The sequence below is a fragment of the Kocuria sp. JC486 genome (assembly GCF_011602805.1).
Lineage (GTDB): Bacteria > Actinomycetota > Actinomycetes > Actinomycetales > Micrococcaceae > Kocuria > Kocuria soli.
Window position 1 is genome coordinate 186395 of the sequence record NZ_JAAOZS010000004.1, and the last position, 22292, is coordinate 208686.

16 protein-coding genes are annotated in these 22292 nt (G+C 68.2%); 14 read left to right on the top strand and 2 right to left on the bottom strand.

Features of this window, described 5'->3' with window-relative positions:
- Positions 1–104: 104 nt before the first annotated feature.
- The 8 genes from glmS (at position 105) to mgrA (ending at position 14090) form a co-directional block, all read left to right on the top strand.
- Positions 105–1979 carry a glutamine--fructose-6-phosphate transaminase (isomerizing) gene (gene glmS, locus GWK18_RS04155; RefSeq protein WP_123824935.1) on the top strand — a complete coding sequence of 625 codons (1875 nt, stop codon included), beginning with the start codon at positions 105–107 and terminating at the stop codon, positions 1977–1979.
- A 62-nt stretch (positions 1980–2041) separates the two neighbouring features.
- The gene (locus GWK18_RS04160; RefSeq protein ID WP_166833348.1) at positions 2042–2443 is read left to right on the top strand and encodes a holo-ACP synthase; all 402 of its coding nucleotides are present in this window, start codon (positions 2042–2044) and stop codon (positions 2441–2443) included.
- Positions 2440–4080, top strand: coding sequence for a bifunctional ADP-dependent NAD(P)H-hydrate dehydratase/NAD(P)H-hydrate epimerase (locus GWK18_RS04165; RefSeq protein ID WP_123824937.1), 1641 nt, complete (start codon positions 2440–2442; stop codon positions 4078–4080). The genes GWK18_RS04160 and GWK18_RS04165 overlap by 4 nt, the downstream gene beginning before the upstream one ends.
- Before the next feature lie 121 nt (positions 4081–4201).
- A complete protein-coding gene (gene glgX, locus GWK18_RS04170; protein WP_166833350.1) occupies positions 4202–6397 on the top strand; it encodes a glycogen debranching protein GlgX in 2196 nt (731 codons plus the stop codon).
- A 65-nt stretch (positions 6398–6462) separates the two neighbouring features.
- The gene (gene treY, locus GWK18_RS04175) at positions 6463–8931 is read left to right on the top strand and encodes a malto-oligosyltrehalose synthase (protein WP_166833352.1); all 2469 of its coding nucleotides are present in this window, start codon (positions 6463–6465) and stop codon (positions 8929–8931) included.
- 75 nt (positions 8932–9006) lie between these two features.
- Complete coding sequence (gene treZ / locus GWK18_RS04180) at positions 9007–10965, top strand: malto-oligosyltrehalose trehalohydrolase (RefSeq protein ID WP_166833354.1); 1959 nt, start codon at positions 9007–9009, stop codon at positions 10963–10965.
- A gap of 210 nt (positions 10966–11175) precedes the next feature.
- Positions 11176–12879 carry a tannase/feruloyl esterase family alpha/beta hydrolase gene (locus tag GWK18_RS04185; protein WP_209280897.1) on the top strand — a complete coding sequence of 568 codons (1704 nt, stop codon included), beginning with the start codon at positions 11176–11178 and terminating at the stop codon, positions 12877–12879.
- Between the two features lie 113 nt (positions 12880–12992).
- The gene (gene mgrA, locus GWK18_RS04190; RefSeq protein ID WP_166833356.1) at positions 12993–14090 is read left to right on the top strand and encodes an L-glyceraldehyde 3-phosphate reductase; all 1098 of its coding nucleotides are present in this window, start codon (positions 12993–12995) and stop codon (positions 14088–14090) included.
- A gap of 82 nt (positions 14091–14172) precedes the next feature.
- Here the strand turns inward: mgrA and GWK18_RS04195 are convergent, their stop codons facing one another.
- Together GWK18_RS04195 and GWK18_RS04200 are read right to left on the bottom strand one after the other, a co-directional pair.
- A complete protein-coding gene (locus tag GWK18_RS04195; RefSeq protein ID WP_166833358.1) occupies positions 14173–14973 on the bottom strand; it encodes a phosphatase in 801 nt (266 codons plus the stop codon).
- Between the two features lie 82 nt (positions 14974–15055).
- A complete protein-coding gene (locus GWK18_RS04200) occupies positions 15056–16357 on the bottom strand; it encodes a glycosyltransferase (RefSeq protein WP_166833360.1) in 1302 nt (433 codons plus the stop codon).
- Positions 16358–16455: 98 nt separating this feature from the next.
- Between GWK18_RS04200 and alr the strand changes: the two genes are divergently transcribed.
- From alr to GWK18_RS04230, 6 genes are all read left to right on the top strand, one after another.
- Positions 16456–18321: an alanine racemase gene (gene alr / locus GWK18_RS04205; RefSeq protein WP_348535829.1), complete on the top strand. Its 1866-nt coding sequence runs from the start codon at positions 16456–16458 to the stop codon at positions 18319–18321.
- A 60-nt stretch (positions 18322–18381) separates the two neighbouring features.
- A complete protein-coding gene (locus GWK18_RS04210) occupies positions 18382–18900 on the top strand; it encodes a hypothetical protein (protein WP_123824945.1) in 519 nt (172 codons plus the stop codon).
- 32 nt (positions 18901–18932) lie between these two features.
- On the top strand, positions 18933–19664 hold the full coding sequence (gene tsaB, locus GWK18_RS04215; RefSeq protein ID WP_166833364.1) for a tRNA (adenosine(37)-N6)-threonylcarbamoyltransferase complex dimerization subunit type 1 TsaB: 732 nt from the start codon (positions 18933–18935) through the stop codon (positions 19662–19664).
- Positions 19661–20224 carry a ribosomal protein S18-alanine N-acetyltransferase gene (gene rimI, locus GWK18_RS04220; protein ID WP_166833366.1) on the top strand — a complete coding sequence of 188 codons (564 nt, stop codon included), beginning with the start codon at positions 19661–19663 and terminating at the stop codon, positions 20222–20224. The genes tsaB and rimI overlap by 4 nt, the downstream gene beginning before the upstream one ends.
- A complete protein-coding gene (tsaD, locus tag GWK18_RS04225) occupies positions 20208–21335 on the top strand; it encodes a tRNA (adenosine(37)-N6)-threonylcarbamoyltransferase complex transferase subunit TsaD (protein ID WP_166833368.1) in 1128 nt (375 codons plus the stop codon). The genes rimI and tsaD overlap by 17 nt, the downstream gene beginning before the upstream one ends.
- A 336-nt stretch (positions 21336–21671) precedes the next feature.
- Positions 21672–22220, top strand: a complete 549-nt coding sequence (locus tag GWK18_RS04230; RefSeq protein ID WP_166833370.1) for a GAF domain-containing protein — start codon at positions 21672–21674, stop codon at positions 22218–22220.
- Positions 22221–22292: the final 72 nt, after the last annotated feature.

The window sequence follows — 22292 nt, forward strand, 5'->3', positions numbered from 1 at the left end:
GATTCGGCAGCGGGAATCCACTGCGGAGGCGGCGTGGCTGGTGTGACGTCCGTACACCTGTGGTCAGCCCGGATACCGCCACTTGCTTGGGATAGGCTGACCGCATGTGTGGAATCGTTGGATATGTGGGTCTGCCTGAAACGCCGGACCGTGAACTTTTCGCCCTGGACTACGTCCTGGAGGGGCTGCGTCGCCTCGAGTACCGCGGGTACGACTCCGCCGGTGTCGCCGTCGTCGCCGACGGGAAGGTCGACTTCCGGAAGAAGGCAGGCAAGGTCTCGAGCCTCGACGTCGAGCTCGAAGTCAGCCCACTTCCCGATGCCGCCCTGGGCATCGGACACACACGCTGGGCCACCCACGGCGGCCCGACCGACGCCAACGCCCACCCGCACGTCTTGGACAACGGTCGACTGGCCGTGGTGCACAACGGCATCATCGAGAACTTTTCAGAACTCAAGAACGAGCTGGCCGCCAAGGGCTACTCGTTCGTCTCCGAGACCGACACCGAGGTCGCAGCCACCCTGCTCGGCGATTACTACAACAAGGACGCCGGCCGCGACCTGAGCAAGGCCATGCAGCTGGCCACCCAGCGGTTGGAGGGTGCCTTCACGCTCCTGGCCGTCCACGCGGACCATCCCGACCGGATCGTGGCCGCCCGCTACAACTCCCCGCTGGTGATCGGTCTGGGCAAGGACGAGAACTTCTTGGGTTCGGACGTCTCCGGATTCATCCAGCACACCAAGAGCGCCGTGGAGATGGACAACAACCAGATCGTGACCATCACGGCCACGGACTACTCCATCACCGATTTCGAAGGCAACCCGGTCGAGGGTAAGCCGTTCGAGGTCACCTGGGACGCGGCCGCCGCGGAAAAGGGCGGCTTCAACTCCTTCATGGAGAAGGAGATCCATGACCAGCCCTCGGCCGTCCACGACACCCTCCTGGGGCGCCTGGACGAAACCGGGCAGCTGACTCTCGACGAACTGCGCATTGACGAGTCGCTGCTGCGCTCGGTCGACAAGATTGTGGTCATCGCCTGCGGTACCGCCGCCTACGCGGGACACGTGGCCCGCTACGCGATCGAACACTGGTGCCGGATCCCCACCGAGGTCGAGCTGGCCCACGAGTTCCGCTACCGCGACCCGATCGTCAACGAAAAGACGCTCGTGGTGGCGCTGTCCCAGTCCGGCGAGACCATGGACACCCTCATGGCCATCCGGCACGCCCGCGAACAGGGCGCCAAGGTCATCGCGATCTGCAACACTAACGGGTCCTCGATTCCGCGTGAGTCGGACGCCAACCTCTACACCCACGCGGGTCCGGAGATCGCCGTCGCCTCCACCAAGGCGTTCCTGGCCCAGATCACCGCCGCCTACCTCCTGGGCCTGTACCTGGCCCAGCTGCGCGGCAACATGTACGCCGACGAGATCGGTGAGGTTCTGCGCGAACTGCAGGCCATGCCGGAGAAGATCCAGACCGTGATCGACGGCGCCGATGCGATCAAGGCCATGGGCACCGGAATGGGCGAGACCGAGTCGGTCCTGTTCCTAGGCCGTCACGTGGGCTTCCCCGTGGCACTCGAAGGCGCGCTCAAGCTCAAGGAGATCGCCTACATCCACGCGGAGGGCTTTGCCGCCGGTGAGCTCAAGCACGGGCCGATTGCCCTGATCGAACCCGGACAGAAGGTCTTCGTGATCGCCCCGTCCCCGCGCGGCCGCAACTCGCTGCACTCCAAGGTGGTCTCCAACATCCAGGAGATCCGCGCCCGCGGTGCAGAGACGATCGTGATCGCCGAAGAGGGCGACGAGGCCGTGGAGGCCTACGCCAACCACGTCATCCGTGTCCCGCAGTCGCCCACGCTGCTGCAGCCCCTGCTGTCCACGGTCCCGCTGCAGATCTTCGCCTGCGCCATGGCTGAGGCCAAGGGTTACGACGTCGACCAGCCGCGAAACCTGGCGAAGTCCGTGACCGTCGAGTGATCTGCGACTGACCCCGTCGCCCATGCGGTCAGGGTGGCTGCCTCAGGCGGTACCCTGGCCGCATGATCATTGGTACCGGAATCGACGTCGTGGACACCGAGCGTTTCGCCCGTCAGCTCGAACGAACTCCGCGTCTTCGTGAACGGTTGTTCGTACCGGCGGAGCGTGAACTGCCGGTGCAGTCGCTCGCGGCGCGTTTTGCCGCCAAGGAGGCCGCCGCCAAGGCACTCAAGGCGCCGCCGGGGATGATCTGGCAGCACTGCTGGGTGGAGAAGACCGAGTGGGGAGCGCCCGTGCTGCGGACCGAAGGAACGGTGGCGGCCGAAGCGGCCAAGCAGGGCATCGACCGCTGGCATCTGTCCATGTCGCACGACGGCGGGATGGCCATGGCCTACGTCGTCGCGGAGGGATTCCCGGTCGACGCGATCCCCGGCAACGAACTTTCCGCGGTTCCCACGGCATGATCCCCGCCTGGACCGGAACCACCGTCCGCGACGTCGAACGCCCGTTCCTGGACGCGGGTGACGGTGACCTGTTGATGGCCCGGGCCGCCCACGGACTGGCCTTGGCCTGCGTCCGGGTGCTGCGTGCCGAGCGTGGCCGTGTGACCGGTGCTCGTGTGGTGGTGCTCGCGGGGACCGGTAACAACGGCGGTGACGCCCTCTGGGCCGCCGCCGAACTGCGACGACGCGGCGCGGCCGTGCAGGTGATCGCCGCCGGGGATCGCCTGCACCCTGCGGGCCACGAAGCGTTGCGGGCTGCCGGCGGATCCGTCGAAACACTGGCCGATCTGGGTACTGACGCCGCGACCGACCGGTGTCTCGCGGCCGATCTGCTCCTCGACGGTCTGCTGGGCACCGGCGCCACCGGAGGCCTGCGCGGGCAGGCGGGGGAGCTTGTCGAGCGCGTGAACCGGGAACTGGACGCGGCGACCGACGACGGGGGACAAGGTCCCGTGGTCGTGGCCGTCGATCTTCCCTCGGGAGTGGAAGCCGATACCGGCGCGAGCCCGGGACCGGTTCTCGCCGCAGCCAGAACGGTCACCTTCGGCGGAACCAAGGCCGCCCACGTCCTGCCCCCGGGGCGAGGACTGAGCGGGGAGGTCGAACTCGTGACCATCGGGATCGAAGACTCCCTGCCCTGCCCCGCCGTCGTGGCGCTGGAGGACGGGGACCTGGATATCCTGTGGCCGCGGCCCGTAACCGAGGACCACAAGTACACGCGCGGAGTGGTGGGGGTCGTCGCGGGCAGCCCCGAGTACCCGGGGGCCGCGGTGCTGTGCACGCGCTCCGCGGTGGCGGCCGGTGCCGGGATGGTCCGCTACCTGGGCGACGAACACACGCGCACCCTGGTGACGTTGACCACCCCCGAGGTGGTCTCGAGCGCGGACTCACCGGACGGGGTCCACGTCCAGTCGTGGGTTGCCGGCCCGGGCGCCGTCGACGACGAACAGCGTCGACGCCTCGAGCAGATCCTGACCGCGCCCGAACCGTCGGTTCTGGACGCCGGGGCGATTGCGGCCGTCGGGCAGCACCTGGGGGACGCCCGTCTCAGTGCGCACCAGGTGCTCACCCCGCACGCGGGGGAGCTGGTCGACCTGCTCACCTGGTGCCAAGCCTGGGGGCTGGCCGCGGAGGTACCTGAACGTTGCGAGGTCGAGGACGCACCGGGCCGCTGGGCCAAGGTTGCGGCTGATGCCACCGGTGCAACGGTCCTGCTCAAAGGGGCCGTGACGGTCGTGGCCGGCCCGAGGGCGGAGACGATTCTGACCGTTGGCAACAGCAGCCCGTGGCTGGCCGCGGCCGGTTCCGGGGATTGCCTGGCCGGAATCATGGGCGCTGTGCTGGCCAACGTGGCGGGCCGACCCGAGGCCTTCGACCGCCGGGTTCGCCGCTGGCTCGCCGACGCGCCGCTGGCCGAAACGGCCCGCAATGCTCTCCGGGAAAGGTTCAAGGGCGAGGGCCGCTGGGCCTTGGTCGTGGCCTTGGCCGCGACCCTCCAGGCCCGTGCGTCATGGATCGACGGCGACGGCCCGGGCGCGAGCACACCGGAGCGGATCCGCCGTGCCCTGACCGCGAACGTGACTATTCCCTCGGCATAATTCAGGATGCTTACTTCCGGCGTGGGGGCGCGCTACGAGTAAGCTCGAATTGATTGCTGCCTGCCGCCAGGCGAGCAGTGCCTTTCTCGATCAGCTTTCCCGATGACAGGAGAACCAACACGTGACCGAAGTGTGGCCAGGGAACCCGTACCCCCTCGGGGCGACGTACGACGGGACCGGAACCAACTTTGCGCTCTTCAGCGAGGTTGCCGACAGGGTCGAACTGTGCCTGTTCGACGATGAGGACAACGAGACCCGCATCGAACTGACCGCCGTGGACGGCTACGTCTGGCACTGCTTCCTGCCGGAGGTCCAGCCCGGGCAGCGCTACGGCTACCGGGTTCACGGCCCATGGGACCCCGCCAACGGAAACCGCTGCAACCCCGCCAAGCTCCTCCTGGACCCCTACGCGAAGGCCGTGGACGGCTTTGTCCGTGAGTGGGGCCAGCCCCTGTTCTCCTACAACTTCGGTGACGAGGACTCCTTCAACCAGGACGACTCGGCCGAGCTGATGATGAAGGGCGTGGTGATCAACCCCTACTTCGACTGGGAAGGGGATCGGCCACCCAAGAAGCAGTACCACAAGTCGGTGATCTACGAAGCCCACGTCAAGGGCCTCACCGAACAACACCCCGAGGTCCCCGAGAACCTGCGCGGGACCTACGCGGGCGTGGCCCACCCCGCGGTGATCTCGCACCTCAAGAAGCTGGGCATCACGGCCATCGAGCTCATGCCGGTCCACGAGTTCGTCCAGGACTCCACGCTCCAGGAGAAGGGGCTGCGCAACTACTGGGGATACAACACGATCTCCTTCTTCGCCCCCCACCACGACTACGCGTCATCGAGCACCTTGGGGGGGCAGGTCCAGGAGTTCAAGGCGATGGTCCGTGCCCTGCACCGGGCCGAGATCGAAGTCATCCTGGACGTGGTCTACAACCACACCGCCGAGGGCAACCACATGGGTCCCACCCTGTCCATGCGGGGGATCGACAACCGGGCGTACTACCGCACGGTCGAGGGCGACGCCAAGTACTACATGGACTACACGGGCACGGGGAACTCCCTGAACGTCCGACACCCGCACTCGCTGCAGCTCATCATGGACTCCCTGCGCTACTGGGTCACCGAGATGCACGTCGACGGGTTCCGTTTCGACCTGGCCTCCACCCTGGCGCGTGAGTTCTACGATGTCGACAAGCTCTCCACGTTCTTCGAACTGGTCCAGCAAGACCCGATCGTCTCCCAGGTCAAGCTGATCGCCGAGCCGTGGGACGTGGGCCCCGGTGGCTACCAGGTGGGTAACTTCCCTGCCCAGTGGACGGAGTGGAACGGCAAGTACCGCGACGTCTTGCGTGACTTCTGGCGCGGTGAGCCCTCCACTCTGGGGGAGTTCGCGTCCCGGATCACCGGTTCGGCGGACCTCTACGAGAACAGCGGCCGCCGCCCGTACGCGTCCATCAACTTCGTCACAGCACACGACGGTTTCACGCTGCGGGACCTGGTCTCCTACAACGAGAAGCACAACGACGCCAACGGTGAGGACGGCAACGACGGCGAGTCCCACAACCGATCCTGGAACTGCGGCGTCGAAGGTGCCACGGACGATCCCGAGGTGCTGGCTTGGCGTGCGCGCCAGCAGCGCAACTTCATCGCGACGCTCATGCTCTCCCAGGGCACACCCATGCTGTTGCACGGTGACGAACTGGGACGCACCCAGGGCGGCAACAACAACACCTACGCGCAGGACAACGAGATCTCCTGGATCAACTGGGAGAACGCGGACACCCCGCTCATGGAGTTCACCTCCGCGCTGATCCACCTGCGCCGCGACCACCCGACGTTCCGCCGCGGACAGTTCTTCGACGGGCGCCCGGTGGAGATGGGCGAGCTCGGCGAGGGTGACCCCATGCCGGACATCGTGTGGCTGGACAAGGACGGCACCCCGATGGCGCCGTCGGACTGGGACGAGCCTCTGGCCAGGACCCTTGGCATGTGGCTCAACGGTCACGGCATCGCGGGGGTCGACCGGCGTGGCCGTCCGATCACGGACGTGGACTTCATCGTCTGGTTCAACTCGTCCCCGGAGGACGTCGAGATCACGGTGCCCGCCGAGACCTACGGGGCCAAGTGGGAAGAACTGCTGGACACCGCCGGTGAACACGGCGACGGATCCGTGCTGGACCACTCCACCTCCTTCACGCTCAAGGCCAAGTCCGTGGTGGTCCTGCGGCAGTACGAGGAACCGGAAGAGGAACCGGACGTGTCCGTCGCCGCCTCCGTGGCCGCGTACTCCGCCCAGGCACAGCCCGACGACTGACCACGGTGGGTCGGCCCACGGGTCGACCCACCGCACGCCCACACCCGACAGGAGATTGCCCGACCGTGCGTACTCCCGCCTCGACCTACCGACTGCAGATCACCGAGAACTTCGACCTTGACGACGCGGCCGCTCAGATCGAGCACCTGCGCACCTTGGGGATCGACTGGCTCTACCTCTCACCCGTCCTACGGGCCACGAAGGGGTCGACGCACGGGTACGACGTCGTGGACCCGACCCTGGTGGACCCGGACCGAGGCGGCAAGGAGGCCTTCGACCGGCTGTGCCGGGCCGCGCACGACGCCGGGATGGGCGTGCTCGTGGACGTTGTTCCCAACCACCAGGGTGTCGCCGAACCGCGGCAGAACCCGTGGTGGTGGGATCTGCTCCGGCAGGGCCAGGCCTCACCTCACGCCGAGGCCTTCGACGTGGACTGGGAAGCCTTCGACGGCAAGCTCATGATTCCCGTCCTGGGCGACGACACCGACGACGACGGCGCAACGGCCGCCGGGCAGTCGGAGAAGGCGCTCGCCGATCTGACGTTGCGGGTGGAGGACGGGGAGCCCGTCCTGGCCTACTGGGACAACGTCTATCCGCTGGCCGAGGGGACGTACACCCTGGACACGGCCGGTCAGATCGCGGATTCTCCGGCCGAGGTTCACGACCGCCAGCACTACCGGCTGGTCAACTGGCGTACGGGTGACCGGGGGCTGAACTACCGCCGGTTCTTCACCGTGACCACCCTGGCCGGTGTGCGGGTCGAGAATCCCGATGCGTTGCGGGAGTCCCACACCGAGATCAAGCGGTGGTTCGACGAGGAACTCGTGGACGGCCTGCGCATCGATCATCCCGACGGGCTGCGCGACCCCGGGCGCTACTTCACCGACCTCCAGGAGCTGACCGGCGGGGCGTACGTGCTGATCGAAAAGATCCTGGAACCCGGGGAGAAGCTGCCACACGAATGGCTGGAAACCGGCGCCACGGCGGGCACCACCGGGTACGACGCCTTGGGCACGGTGGACCGGCTCTTCGTCGACCCCGCTGGCGCCTATCCGCTGACCACGCTGGACGCGGCCTTGCGACAGGGTTCGACCGCCCAGGGCACCCAGGAGGGCAACTGGCCCCGCATGATCCACGGGACCAAGCGCGCCGTCGTGGACGGAGCCCTGCACGCCGAGGTCGAGCGACTGGCCCGGGAAGCCGAGACGGAACCCGCGCTGTCCGCTTTCTCCCACGGCCGCCTGGTGGATGCCTTGAGCGAAATCCTCGCGAACTTCGAGGTCTACCGGACCTACCTGCCCGAGGGCGTGGAGCACCTGGAATCCGCTCTGCGCCGCGCGAGCGCTGCCCGACCTGACGTGGCCGAGGTCATCGAGGCGCTCGGCCCGATCCTGGGGGTGGGGACCGCAGAGAGCGATCTGACCCCCGTGGCCCGGCGGTTCCAGCAGACCTCCGGCATGGTCATGGCCAAGGGTGTGGAGGACGCGGCCTTCTACCGCTATTCCCGGTTGACCTCCTTGACCGAGGTCGGTGGCGACCCGTCGGTGTTCGCCGTCGAACCCGATCAGGCGCACGCGGAATTCGAACGGCGCCAGCGCGAGGAACCGCTCGCGATGACCACCCTGTCCACGCACGACACCAAACGCTCCGAGTCCGTCCGGGCCCGGATCAGCGTCCTGGCCGAAGCCGCCAAGGACTGGGCGTCCACCGTCTCTTACGTCGAGAAGCAGGCCGCCGCCGCCGGGATCGGACCCCTGGCGGACCGCACGCTCGTGAACCTGGTGCTCCAGGCCATGCTCGGGGCATGGCCGATCAAGCGCGACCGCGCCGTCGAGTACGCACTCAAGGCCGCCCGCGAGGCGCAGACCGCGACGGCGTGGGTGGACGGCTCTGCGGAGTTCGAGGAGGAGCTCACCCGGTTCGTCGACGTCGTGCTCACGGAACCGTCCGTGCGTGGCGCCTTCGAGGGATTCGTGCGCCGGGTCGAACAGGCCGGTTACGTCAATGCCCTCGGCCAGAAACTCGTCCAGCTGACCATGCCCGGAGTCCCGGACGTGTACCAGGGGTCCGAGCAGTGGGCACCCGCCCTGGTGGACCCGGACAACCGGCGGCCCGTGGACCACGCACAGATCGCCCAGCGGCTGGCCGAGCTGGACAAGCGTCGCGACGATCCGGCAGTGCCGCGGGTCCACTCCGTCCCCGCTCTGGACGACACGGGTGACGCCAAGTTGCTGTTGACCTCCCGGGCCCTGCGCCTGCGGCGCGATCATGCCGATCTGTTCACGGGCTACACGCCGTTGACCGCCACCGGTTCCGCCGCCGAACACCTCTTCGCCTTCGACCGCGGCGGGGCCGTCCCCGTGGCCACCCGCCTGCCGCTGGGACTGGCCCGTGACGGCGGATGGGGCGACACCGTTCTGGAACTGCCCGCCTGCGCGTGGGTGGACGAACTCACCGGCGGACGGTTCGAAGGCACGGTCCGGGTCTCCGAACTCCTGGACCTGTTGCCGGTGGCACTGCTCCGCCGCGCCTGAGTGCGGCTGCGCCGACCTTCTCGCCGGGCCACCCGTACCGGATCCCCTCTACACCACGATCTTGAAAGCCTGATGATGAGCATTCCCAACACCGCCCGACCGGACAACGGCCGCGCCCATCTGGATCGCTTCGACCTCTTCGCCCCGCACGCGGCCGGCGTCGTCGTTCGGATCGATGGGGAGGAACTGGACATGGTCCCGGCCGAGACCCTCCCGGATCACCAGCCTCGCGGACTGGACCCCTCGCCGCGCTACACGCGGACCGAACGGGGCACGGCCGGTTGGTGGACTCTGCCGGATTCCGCTGCTGCGTCCGTCCCGTCCAGCACGGTCCGCTACGGCTACCTGCTGACCAAGACCAAGGACGAGGGGACGGACAAGGAACAACACTTCACGTCGGAGGTCCTGCCCGACCCGCGTTCGCCCCGCCAGCCTCAAGGCGTGCACGACCTGTCCTGCACCTTCGACCCCACCGAGTTCGAGTGGGGTGACGGGGACTGGACCGGGCGCCCCCTGGAAGGGGCCATCCTCTACGAACTGCACATCGGGACGTTCACGGAGGAAGGCACCTTCGACGCCGCGATCCAGCACCTGGACGACCTGGCCGAACTGGGCGTGGACACGATCGAACTGCTCCCGGTCAACGGCTTCAACGGCACCCACAACTGGGGCTACGACGGCGTGGCCTGGTACACGGTCCAGGAGGAGTACGGCGGGCCAGCCGGGTACCAGCGGTTCGTGGACGCCTGCCACTCACGCGGAATGGCCGTGGTGCAGGACGTGGTCTACAACCACCTGGGGCCCTCCGGGAACTACCTCCCGCAGTTCCTGGAGATCTTCACCGCCGGGAACTCGTCCTGGGGCGACCAGATCAACCTGGACGACTGGGGCTCCGACGGCGTGCGGGACCTGATCCTGGACAACGTGCGGATGTGGGTGGAGGACTACCACGTGGACGGCTTCCGCGTGGACGCCGTGCACGCGCTCAAGGACGAACGGGCCGTGCACATCCTGCAGGAGATGTCCCAGGTCGCCCACGAGACGGCCGCCCGGGCCGGGCGTTCGACGTACCTGATCGCGGAGTCCGACAAGAACGACCCCCGCATGATCCAACCCGTGGACCGGAACGGTCTGGGGATGGACGCGCAGTGGCTCGACGACTGGCATCACGCGGCGCACTGGGCGCTCACGGGCGAGGAACAGGGCTACTACGAGGACTTCGCGGGCCTGCACACGCTGGCCAAGAGCTACACGGCCGGTTACTACCACGACGGCACGTTCTCGACCTTCCGCGGGCGCTCCCACGGTCAGCCCGTGGACCCCGAGCACAACCGCCCCTGGCAGTTCGTCAGCTACATCATGAATCACGACCAGGTGGGCAACCGCGCTGCCGGTGACCGGTTCTCCCAGTACCTGACCGTGGACCAGCAGGTACTGGCCGCCGCGGTGCTGCTGACCCAGCCGTTCACCCCGATGGTGTTCATGGGGGAGGAGTGGGGTGCGTCCACCCCGTGGCCGTTCTTCACCTCCCACCCGGAGCCGGAACTCGCGGAGGCCGTGCGCACCGGACGCATCGGCGAATTCGCACGCATGGGCTGGAAGGAATCGGAGATCGCCGACCCGCAGGACCCGGAGACCTTCAGCTCCGCCGTGCTCAAGCACGACGAGCGCAACGGCGGCGGCCACGCCCGGGTCCACACCGCCTACCGGGAACTGATCGCCGTCCGGCGCTCGACCCCCGAGCTGACCGAGCAGGACTTCCGCTCGATCCGGGTCAGCGTGGACGAGGCCGCCAAGACCCTGGTGCTCTACCGGGGTGACCTGGCCCGACTCGAGGACGGCGAACCGCGTGAGGCAGTCAGCGGCGTGGCCGTGGCGTTCAACTTCGGCGACACCCCGACGTCCGTGGCAGTTGAACTGCCCACGTCGGCGCAGATGCTGTGGGCCGCCGCCCCGGTGCAGATGGCGCCCGGGGAGCTGGGTGGCGCCGTCGTCGAACTGCCCGCCTACGGAGCCGCAGTCCTGCGGGTCTGAACCGCCTCTCGACGGATCGGAGCCCGCGCGCCCCAAGGGGTGTGCGGGCTCTGTTCTGCGGTCGGGTTCTGCAGTCACGGGTGCGACTCCGCTCACTGCTGTGAGGTGGAGCACATTTGATCCCCGAAAACCGTTGTATTTTTCAACGGTTATCCCTTAGCTTGTCGGTACCCGGGCGCAACTCCATGCCTGTCACCGAGAGGATCTGCCGTGCCCTCCACACCACGACGCATCACCACCACGCTGTTCGCCGCTGCGGCAGCGCTCATCCTCGCGGGCACTTCCGTGCCTGCCATGCCCGCAGCGGAAGCCACCGATGTCCCCGCGGGGGCCCAGCCCGGTGTCCTGCAGGACTGCGAGGCGCTGGCCGACTTCGCGTTCGAGAACACCGTGATCACCAGCGCCGAAACCGTGCCGAGCGGGGAACTCACCAACCGCGGTGAACCCATCGGCGAGCACTGCAAGGTCGCCGGCCACATGAACGAACGGGTCAGCCCGGTCGATCAGCAGACCTACCGCATCGGATTCGAAATGCGCCTGCCCAAGGACTGGAACGGACGCTACCTCTACCAGGCCAACGGCGGGCTCGACGGCACAGTGGTCCCCGCCCTGGGCACCGTGGGAGGCGGCGAGAGCGGACTCCAGATGGGGATGGCCGTCATCAGCTCCGACGCGGGCCACAGCTCCGCGCAGAACCCGACCTTCGGCGTCGACCCGCAGGCCCGGCTGGACTACGGCTACCAGGCCGTCGGTGCGCTGACGCCCATGGCCAAGTCACTGGTCGAAGCCGGGTACGGTCGCGGGCCGGACTACTCGTACATGACCGGCGGATCCAACGGCGGCCGTCACACCATGGTGGGAGCCTCCCGCTACGCCGATGAGTACGACGGCTTCCTGGCCGTGGCCCCGGGCTTCAACCTCCCGCAGGCTGCCGTGGCCCAGGTCTGGGGAGCCCAGCAGTGGGCCACCGTGGCCGACGGCACCGACCTGAAGACCGCGCTGACCCAGGACGAGCGTCAGGTGGTTGCCGATGCCATCCTGTCCCGCTGCGACCGACTCGACGGGCTCGAGGACGGCATGGTGCAGGCCTCAGAGCGGTGCCAGAAGGTCTTCCGCTTCGAACGCGACGTGCCAACCTGCGACGCCGAACGCGACGGCACCTGCCTGACCGCCGAGCAGAAGGACGTGGTGGCCAAGGTGTTCTCCGGGGCGGAGACCAGCACGGGGGAGTCGATCTACTCGTCCTTCCCCTATGACCCCGGACTGACACAGGCCGGGTGGGGGAACTGGAAGTTCGACGCCCCGCTGACCCGCGACTCCAGCGCCTACGGCTACATCTTCAGCACCCCGCCGGATGCCCCCGCACTGGAGACCCTGCCCGACTATGCCCTCAACCTGGACATCGACCAGGCGGCCCAGAGCATCTACCAGTCCGACGGGACCTACACCGAAAGCGCCATGGAGTTCATGACCCCGCCGGAGCTGGATCGTATGGATTCCCTCCAGGCCGAAGGTGGGAAGTTGATGGTCATCCACGGCGCTGCCGACGGCGTCTTCTCCGTCAATGACACGGCGTCCTGGTACGAGCGGCTGGACAAGGCCAACAAGAACAAGGCCGAGGACTTCGCCCGCTACTTCGAGGTTCCGGGCATGGGCCACGTCCGCGGCGGTGTGGCAACCGATCAGTACGACGCACTGGCCTCCCTGGTCGGCTGGGTCGAACAGGGATCCGCGCCCCAGCAGCTGACGGCCTGGGTGAACCCGGCCAACACCGAGCTGCCGGCGGACTGGTCCACCGAACGGTCCCGCCCGCTGTGCGTCTACCCCGCAACGGCTCGCTACCAGAGTGGGGACCCGGAGTCCGCCTCGAGCTTCCGCTGCACGGGGGACAAGCCGCAGAAGGCCGACCGCTGATCCCGGCTGCCGGTCCTGGGCCCTTGCCACGAGCACACGAACAAGTGGTGCCGTGAGGAGAACCCAGGACCGGCGCCTGGCGGCCACGGCCTGCGCGGGTGTGAAATGGAACCATGCTGATCTACGGAGAAGACACTCGCTGGACCCCGGCCGCCGACCGGTACGACAAGATGCCGTACCGGCGGCTGGGGCAGTCCGGCCTCAAACTGCCCGCGATCTCCCTCGGCCTGTGGCACAACTTCGGTGACGACAAGCCCCTGCAGTCGCAGAAGGAGATCCTGCGCCGGGCCTTCGACCTGGGTGTCACCCACTTCGACCTGGCGAACAACTACGGCCCTCCCAACGGGTCGGCCGAAGTCAATTTCGGGCGGATCCTGCGGGAGGACTTCGCGGGGCTGCGCCAGGAGCTGGTGATCTCATCCAAGGCCGGGTGGGACATGTGGCCGGGTCCCTACGGGTTCGGCGGTTCCCGCAAGTACCTGTTGGATTCGCTCGACCAGTCCCTGGAGCGCATGGGTCTGGACCGGGTGGACATCTTCTACCACCACCGCCCGGACCCGGAGACACCGCTCGAGGAAACCATGGGCGCGCTGGATCACATCGTGCGGTCGGGGGGAGCCGGCTACGTGGGGATTTCGTCCTACAGCGCCGATCTGACCGCGCGGGCGCAGCAGATCATGCGCGGTCTGGGGACACCCTTGATCATTCACCAGCCGTCGTACTCGATGCTTAACCGGTGGGTCGAGACGCCGTCGTCGAACTCCATGGGGCCCGCCCACGGGAAGAACCTGGTGCAGACGCTCACGGACCACGGGATGGGATCGATCGTGTTCACCCCGTTGGCCCAGGGGATGCTGACCGACAAGTACCTGGACGGTGTACCCGAGGACTCGCGCGCCGCGGCGTCGAAGTCCCTGAACCCCGAATGGCTGTCCGACCAGAACATCGAGCACATCCGTGGACTCAACGAGATTGCACAGGCCCGCGGACAATCCCTGGCCCAGATGGCGATCGCCTGGACCCTGCGGGAACAGGACGGCGGGCAGGTGACCTCCGCGTTGGTCGGGGCCTCCAAGGTGTCGCAGATCGAGGACTCCGTGGCGGCCGTCGAGAACCTGGAGTTCTCGGCCGAGGAACTGGCCCGCATCGACGAACTCGCCGTGGACGCGGGCGTCAACATCTGGTCGGCAGCAACGGAATCCACCGACTGACCCTCCGCTGAACCCTCGCGAAACTCGCGCATCACCCCCTGATGGGCGAGTCTCGCGAGGGTTCAGCGGCAGTGGAGGGCAGTTAGAGGCCCGCGCGGGCCAGGAGGTAGGCGGTCATCGGGGCGTAGGCGTTCGGGGGGACGTTGTCGTCCAGGGGCACGACGACGTCGATCACACCGCGCGCTTCACCCACGAACACCGCGGGGTCGTTGCAGTCGCCGACCGCGACGACCGAATACCCGCGGGTTCCCGCCGCGCCGGCCATGCCGTGATCCGTGACGACCAGATCGGGCAGCGGTGCGCTCGGATCAGCACGGTGGGCCGCTTCCAGCTGGTCCAGGACCAGGTCCATGGGCTCGGGCCGGTGCGTGTGCCGCAGGCCGCCGTACTGTTCGACCATCACGACGTCGCCCACGGCCCGGACATCACCCGTGTCCCAGGGGATCCCGCCGTCGATCGTGAGCACCTGAGCCCCCGCCTCCCGGGTGGCCTGGGCCATCGGCGCGTAGACCGCCGGCATCGCGGCCGGGTGGGCGGTCGCGAACAAGATGCTTCCGCGCTCGCGGACCACCCGCCCGAACACGTCCGCGTACCGCTCCAGCGCGGTGACGCACAATTCCGCGCTGATGGTGTCCTGACCCTGCTCGTGGGACCGATCGGGGCTGATGCCGACCTTGTCCACCATGAGTTCGAAGACCGAGTCCCAGGTGTCCTCCGGGCCGGCGGGAATGCCCATGTACTGGTGCTCGGAGCCGGCCAGGAAGTCGTGGATGTTGCGCAGGTTCGCTTCGCGCGGGGTGGCGACCTGTCCGGTGATGCGTGTGGCATCCAGATGGACCAGGAGCTCGGTACGGGTGGGGGCAGTCAGGTGAGGCGAAGACACGGGGCCAGCTTAGAACCCGCGGCCGTACGGGGATGAGGAACGGGTCACCGACGGGCCAGGTCCGGCTGTAGGCCAGGCCCCTTCAACCCCGGTTCGCCTCACCAGGGGCCGTCGCCGACCGCAGGGCTTGGTGGAGCGCCGCGTGTGCCTCCGCGTTGGCCCCCCACGAGAAGCCCCGGGCCCGCTCGGCGGCGAGGGCACCGCGACGTTCGAGTTCCGCGGGGTCCTTGGCAATCGCGACGAGCGCCTCCGCCCAGGTCTTCGGCGACCGGTCGGGCAGCAGCCAGCCGGTCTCGCCGTCGTCGACCGCGGCCCGCAGTCCGTCCACGTCCGTGGCGACCACGGGCGTCCCGCAGGCCTGGGCCTCCAGGGCCACCAAGCCGAAGGTCTCCGACGACGACGGCACCGCGATCACGTCGGAGCTCCTGAAGCGCCGGGCAAGCTCCTCGACAGGAAGCGACCCCACGGTCTCCACGACGTGTCCCAGGCCGAGGCGTGCGACGCGTTCGTCGAGCTCCGCCGTGAACTCGGATGAACCGACCCCGGCCAACCAGAGCCGCGCGTCGAGCCCGGGGGCCGCCGCACGGACGAGCGCGAGGGCTTCGACCAGGATCTGCGGCCCCTTGAGCGGTTGCAGGCGACCGGCGAACCCGATGGTGAACGCGCCGTCGCGGGCGGCCGGACCACCGGGGCGGAACACCTCGACGTCCACGCCCGGCGGGATCACGCGGACTCGGTCGGGGTCGGCCGAATACAGGGAGGTGAGGTCGCGGGCTTCGGACGCGGTGTTGACCACCACCGCCTGCGACCGGTCGACGATGCGTTGTTCCCCGTCTTCGCGGATCTCCGGCTCGGGGTGCTCGTCGGTCCCGGCTCGCGCGTTCTTGGCCCGCGCCGTCGTATGGAAGGTCGTCACCGCGGGAATCTGCCATTCGGCCGCAAGATCCGTCGCGACCGCGGCCGAGAGCCAGTAGTGCCCGTGAACGACGTCGGGCACCACCAGGGCAAGGTCGGAATCCGAGTAGGCGCGGCGGAGAGCCTCCGTGATCGCGGGCAGCTCGCGGGGCAGTTCGTTCTTGCCGACCGCGGTGGTGCCGGGCAGGTGGACGGTGACCAGCCGGACCCCGGAGTCGAGGGTGGTCACCGTGATCGTGCGGTCCGGTTCCTGTTCGTTCGGATGCTCGCTCGCGCGCCACAGGGTCACCAGGTCCACCGGGTGGCACAGCTGGACCAGGGATTCCGCGAGGTGTCGTACGTACACGTTCATGCCCCCGGCATCCCCTTGCCCGGGTTGCACGAGCGGCGAGGTGTGGAGGCATAGCAGCGCGATACGGGCCCCGGAGACATCGTGACCGATCGGCCGGGGGACAGTCGGTGTAGTCACACCCACACTGTAGGGGCACGCCCGTGGCCTGCGGACGCTCGGCCGCCCGGTGACACGGCAGCCCGGTGACACGGCAGCCCGGTGACACAATGGAGCGCGTGACCACCGACCTGCAGACATCATCACTTTCACGGACGGAAGCCCGGACGGATGCCCCGACGACGGCCCCCGCGCCGTCGTCGACGCCGCGGCCCCCGGCACGTCCCGAACGCTCCGCGGTGATCGACCTGGCGGCCATCCGACACAACGTCACGCACCTGAAGAGGCTGGCTGCTCCGGCTGCACTCATGGCCGTGGTCAAGGCGGACGCCTACGGTCACGGGGCCGTCCCCGTGGCCCGCGCCGCGCTCGAGGCCGGTGCCGACGCGTTGGGCGTGGCCCACGTGACGGAGGCGATGGCGCTGCGTGCCGCCGGCATCGACGCTCCGCTGCTGGCCTGGCTGCACACCGTGGACACGGACTTCGCCGCCGCGGTCGAGCACGACGTCGAACTCGCCGTGTCCGGGTGGGAACTGGAACCCATCGCGCAGGCCGCGGCCGCCGCGGGGCGGACCGCCCGCATCCACCTCAAGGTGGACACGGGGTTGGGGCGGAACGGGTTCACCATGCAGACGTGGCCCGCGGCCGTGCGCGCGGCGGCTGCCGCCCAGGGGCGGGGGGACGTCGTCGTCGTAGGGATCATGACGCACCTGGGTGCCGCCGATGACCCCGGTGCCGCGGAGACGGAGGAGCAACTCACGGTCTTCGAACGCGCCGTGCAGCAGGCCAGGGAGGCTGGTCTGGATCCGAGCGTGCGTCACGTGGCGAACACCCCCGGGACCATCGACGCCGCCAACCTCCTGGATCCCGCGCGCATGCTCAACGACATGGTGCGGGTGGGTATCGGACTCTACGGAATCTCCCCGTTCGAGGACCGCACGGCGGAAGACCTCGGCCTGATCCCCGCCATGACGCTGCGCTCCACGGTCAGCAACGTCAAGGAGGTCCCCGCCGGTCAGGGCGTGTCCTACGGATTCCGGTACCGGACCCCCGAAGCGACCACGCTGGCCCTGGTCCCGCTGGGGTACGCCGACGGTGTGCCGCGCATCGGCACCGGCGGACCCGTGCACATCAATGGCGTGACCTACGCGGAGGTCGGGCGCGTGGCCATGGACCAGATCGTGGTGGATCTGGGGGAACCCGGACTGGCCACGGACACCGAGCGCAACCCGTTGGGGGCGGAAGCGGTTCTGTTCGGAGCCGACGACAACCCCTCCGTGCGCGAGTGGTCCAGGGCAGCCCAGACCATCGACTACGAAATCGTCACGCGGATCAGTCAGCGCGTGCCCCGTGAACACGTGGACACCGGCCGGGACGCAACGCAGGCCCCCGGGTCTTCCGGGAACGCCGCCGAGACCCCAGAGGCCTGGAACCTCACCCTGCACCCGACCACCGCGCAGCAGACCCAGGAGATCGCCCGCAATCTTGCGGCGCACCTGCGGCCCGGTGACCTGCTCGTCCTCACCGGTGAGCTGGGGGCGGGCAAGACCACCTTCACCCAGGGCCTCGGGGCGGGGCTCGGTGTCCGGGAGGGCATCATTTCACCGACGTTCGTCCTGGCCCGCCGCCACCCGAACGACGCCGAGGGGCCACACCCGGGCGGTCCCGCCCTGGTGCACGTGGACGCCTACCGACTAGCCACCGCGGCGGAGGTCGACGACATCGACCTGGAGGAGACCTTGCCCACCGCCGTGACGGTCGTGGAGTGGGGGCTCGGAAAGGTCGAGCACCTGAGCGATTCTCGGCTCGAAATCACGATCGACCGCGGCGTCGGGGCCAAGGAGGAGGGGCAGGCACCCGATCTGGCCTCGGTCCTGGCCGACCTGGAAGCGGAGACCGACGACGGCGAGGACGAGCCCCGGACCGTGACCATCCGTGGCATCGGGCCGCGGTGGGTGGAAGCCGCTCCGCGGGATCTCTTGTAATTACACGCCCCTGGCCGCGGACGGCCCAGCGTCGCCCGCCCGAGGAAGGACCCACCGCACGTGTCCAAGAAGCGCACCAAGAACGCCCGTCGCGGGCGGAAGATGTCCGCGGCCCAGCAGGCCCGTCAGCGGAACTTGCACCAGGGGGCCGGCTCGGGTCCCCGGTCCGGTTCGGAATCCGCGGCGGCACCGGCCGACGGCGTGGCTGCGGCCCGGCAGCGGGCCATGAGTTCCGCCACGCACCGTTCGACCGGGACCGGTTCGGCGACCGGCGAGAACGAGCACGTGCCCCTGTTCCCACCGAGCAAACGCCCACCGGCGGACCCGAACCGAACACCGTGGGAGACCTACGCGTGCATGGTCATGGCCGCGTTGATCGTGTTCCTGCTACCGGACGTCCGCAATCCGGAGAACCCGTGGCCGCACTGGTTCAACGTCGCACCGCTGGCTTTCGGTGTCCTCGGTGGCTTGTTCGCCCTGTTGGACAAGCGACGACGGCTGGCCCTGATCTCTTCCGCGGTCGGCCTGGTCCTGTTCGTGGTGCTCATGGCGGTGCTGGCGACGCTCGGCCGTCTCTGAGTCGGATCAGGCCGACACCCTAGACTGGTGCGGTGCTCTTGCTGTGCCTTGATACCTCCGCTGCAGCCTCGGTCGCCGTCGTCGACACGACGCCCCAGGCCCCCCGCGTGCTCGCGCGCTGGGAGACCGCGGCCACCCGCTTCCACGCCGAGGTCTTGACGCCCGCGGTGGAAACCACGCTGAACCAGGCCGGGATCGCGGCCGGTGAGCTGGACGGAATCCTGGTGGGCACGGGGCCGGGACCCTTCACCGGCCTGCGCGCCGGCCTGGTGTCCGCGCGGACGCTGGGTTTCGTGTGGGATCTGCCGGTTTTCGGAATGTGCAGCCTCGAGGCGATCGCCCACGACGTCGCGTCGCTCCCGGAGCCGGTGCGCCCGTCGGAGTTCGCTGTGGCCACTGATGCGCGCCGCCGGGAGGTCTACTGGGCCACCTACACCGTGGCCGACGGCGAGAACGGCGGTCCACGCGCCCTCGCGAGCGACAGCCCCCGCGTGGGTGCGGCCTCGGAACTCCCCGACCTACCCGTCTACGGTCGTGGTGCCGGCCTGTACCCCGACCTCCTGGCGCACCCGGTGCTCCAAGCTGTTCCAGGGGCCCACGACACCGCTCCGCCCGTCGAATGGCAACCCCACGCGGCGTCGTTGGGACTGGCGGCGGCAGCCGCGTTGGCGGCTGACCTCGAACTGAGCGACGACACCTCGCCGCTGTACCTGCGGGAGTCCGACGCCAAGGTTCCCGGCCCGCGGAAGAAGGCCACGGCGTGAGTTCCCAGGCCGGAACCTGGCGTCTGCGCGCGGCCACGGTGGCTGATGTGGCCGACATTGAGCATCTCGAGCAGCAGATTTTTCCCGACGATGCGTGGTCCCTGGAGATGATCCTGGGGGAAGTCACCCATCCGACCCGCAGTTACTGGGTTGCCATGACCGGAGAGTCACCGGAGGAACGCGTGATCGGCTACGCGGGAGTCATGGTGGTGGGGGACACCGCGGACGTCCAGAACATCGCGGTAGTTCCGGGCATGGAGGGCCGCGGCATCGGAACCGCCCTGCTCACCCGGCTACACCAGGAGGCCGTGGACCGCGGAGCGCGTGAGGTGCTGCTGGAGGTGCGCGTGGACAACCAGCGCGCGCAGGACCTCTACCGCCGTTTCGGGTACCGCGACCTCACGGTCCGACCCCGTTACTACCCGGGGGGCGTGGACGCCCTGGTCATGCACGCTGAGCTGGCCCCGCCCCGACCCCCGAGCACCACCGATCTGACCGGCCACATGACCACCAGCCAGAGAACAAGCCACAGAATCGAAGACCATGACCGTGACCAGTGAATCCGTTCGGGAGCCCCTGATCCTGGGTATCGAGACCTCGTGCGACGAAACCGGGGTGGGCATCGTGCGCGGGCGCACCCTGCTGGCCAACACCGTGTCATCGTCCATGGATCAGCACGTCCGCTTCGGTGGTGTGATTCCTGAGATCGCCTCCCGCGCCCACCTGGAGGCTTTCGTTCCCACGCTTCAGGAGGCGCTGGAGACGGCGGGAGTGACCCTGGACGACGTCGACGCCATCGCGGTGACCGCGGGTCCCGGGCTGGCCGGGGCGCTCATGGTGGGGGTGTCGGCGGCCAAGGCGTTGGCACTGTCGACCGGCAAGCCCCTGTACGGAATCAATCACCTGGTCGCGCACGTTTCGGTGGGCCTCCTGCACGATGGCCACGGTGACGTGACCCGCGAGCTCGTCGACGACGACGGCGCCCTGGTCCCGGGGCTCGGCGCGGTCCTGGTCTCCGGTGGGCACACCGAGATCCTGCGGGTCAGGGACCTCGCCGACGACGTCGAACTGCTGGGCGCCACGATCGACGACGCCGCGGGTGAGGCCTACGACAAGGTGGCCCGGCTGCTCGGGCTGAGCTACCCGGGCGGACCCGCGATCGACCGCGCCGCCGTCGACGGCGATCCCGCGGCCTTCAAGTTCCCGCGCGGGCTGTCCAACGCCAAGTACATGGGCTCGGCTGAAAATCGCGGCAAGCGCCGCTACGACTTTTCCTTCTCCGGGCTCAAGACCGCGGTGGCCCGCGTGGTCGAGGCGCACGAGGCGGAGGGGCTGGAGGTTCCGGTGGCCGACATCGCCGCGTCCTTCCAGGAGGCCGTGGTCGACGTCATCACCCGCAAGGCCGTGCTGGCCGCCACGGAGAACGGCATCACCACGCTCCTGCTGGGCGGCGGAGTGGCCGCCAATTCCCGTCTGCGCGACCTGCTGGCCGAGCGCTGCGCGGACCACGGCATCCGCCTGGTGGTCCCGCCGCTGTCCCTGTGCACGGACAACGGGGCCATGGTCGCAGCACTCGGTTCACGACTGGTGTCCCGGGGCGTTGCTCCCACCGGGTTGGAGTTCACCGCTGACCCGGGATTGCCGGTGACGTCGGTGAGCCTGGTGGGATGAGACCGCGCTAGGTTTGCCTGTGTCGTCTGTACATTGAGCTAACGTCAGCATGTGACCAGCGATGACGATCGATCGGATGCGAAAGGACCAGGCCCTCGGCGGGTCAGGCCACCTGCATGGTTGTGGAAACTCATCAGCGGTTTTTGCATGCCCGCCGGTACTTTCTGGTTGGGTCACTTGGGAGATCTTTGGCCTGTTCCCCGGGCTGCTGTCCTAGCTGTTCTGCTGTTCTCAGTGGGACTGGCTGCCGTTGTTTTGCTCGAACTCCAGGAGAGAGAGGCAACGAAAAGGACCCAAGTACGGCAAGAAGAGCTGGAGGAGTCCCACACAGAGCGGATGGCTGCTCAGGCGAGCCTGATGGGATACCTGGGGGAGAGCGTCAGTGAGGTGCTCAACCGCCTGGGTTCCATGCTTATGCAGCCAGAGTCCGACCGCCAAGTACAGCTAGACGTTGTCAACGAGCTGATAGCACGCAATCTCCTGGGAATTCTGGCGTCAAGACACTCGGAGGGTCGCGTGAGCCTGTATCGCTTGCAAGACGACAACACTCTGAGATCCGTCGTGACGAATGGCCGGGGCAGGAGACCCAGAGACTTCGAGCCAGATTCGCCCCGGTGGCAAGCCGTTATGGAGTTCCTGCGAAGTGGGCAACCGGTCATCTGCAACAACGTAGACGATCCTAACCAACGGCCTTCACACTGGGAGGGAACGGCATCGGGCTACAAGGCGTTTGTCTCATGCCCGGTGGTGGTTGACGACGAAGTCTTCGGAATGTTGACCTTTGACGTTCCGGAAGCTGAAGCCTTGGATGGCAACGACGCCAACGCACTCATTGTTTTCGCCGGGTTTGCTGCGTTCGCGGCCAACCTGGTCCAGGACAGCTAGATGTACTTCCCCGGCAGGTTGTGAACACGCGGGGTAGATGAAGGCCTCCGGGCAAGATGTGGGTTACCACAC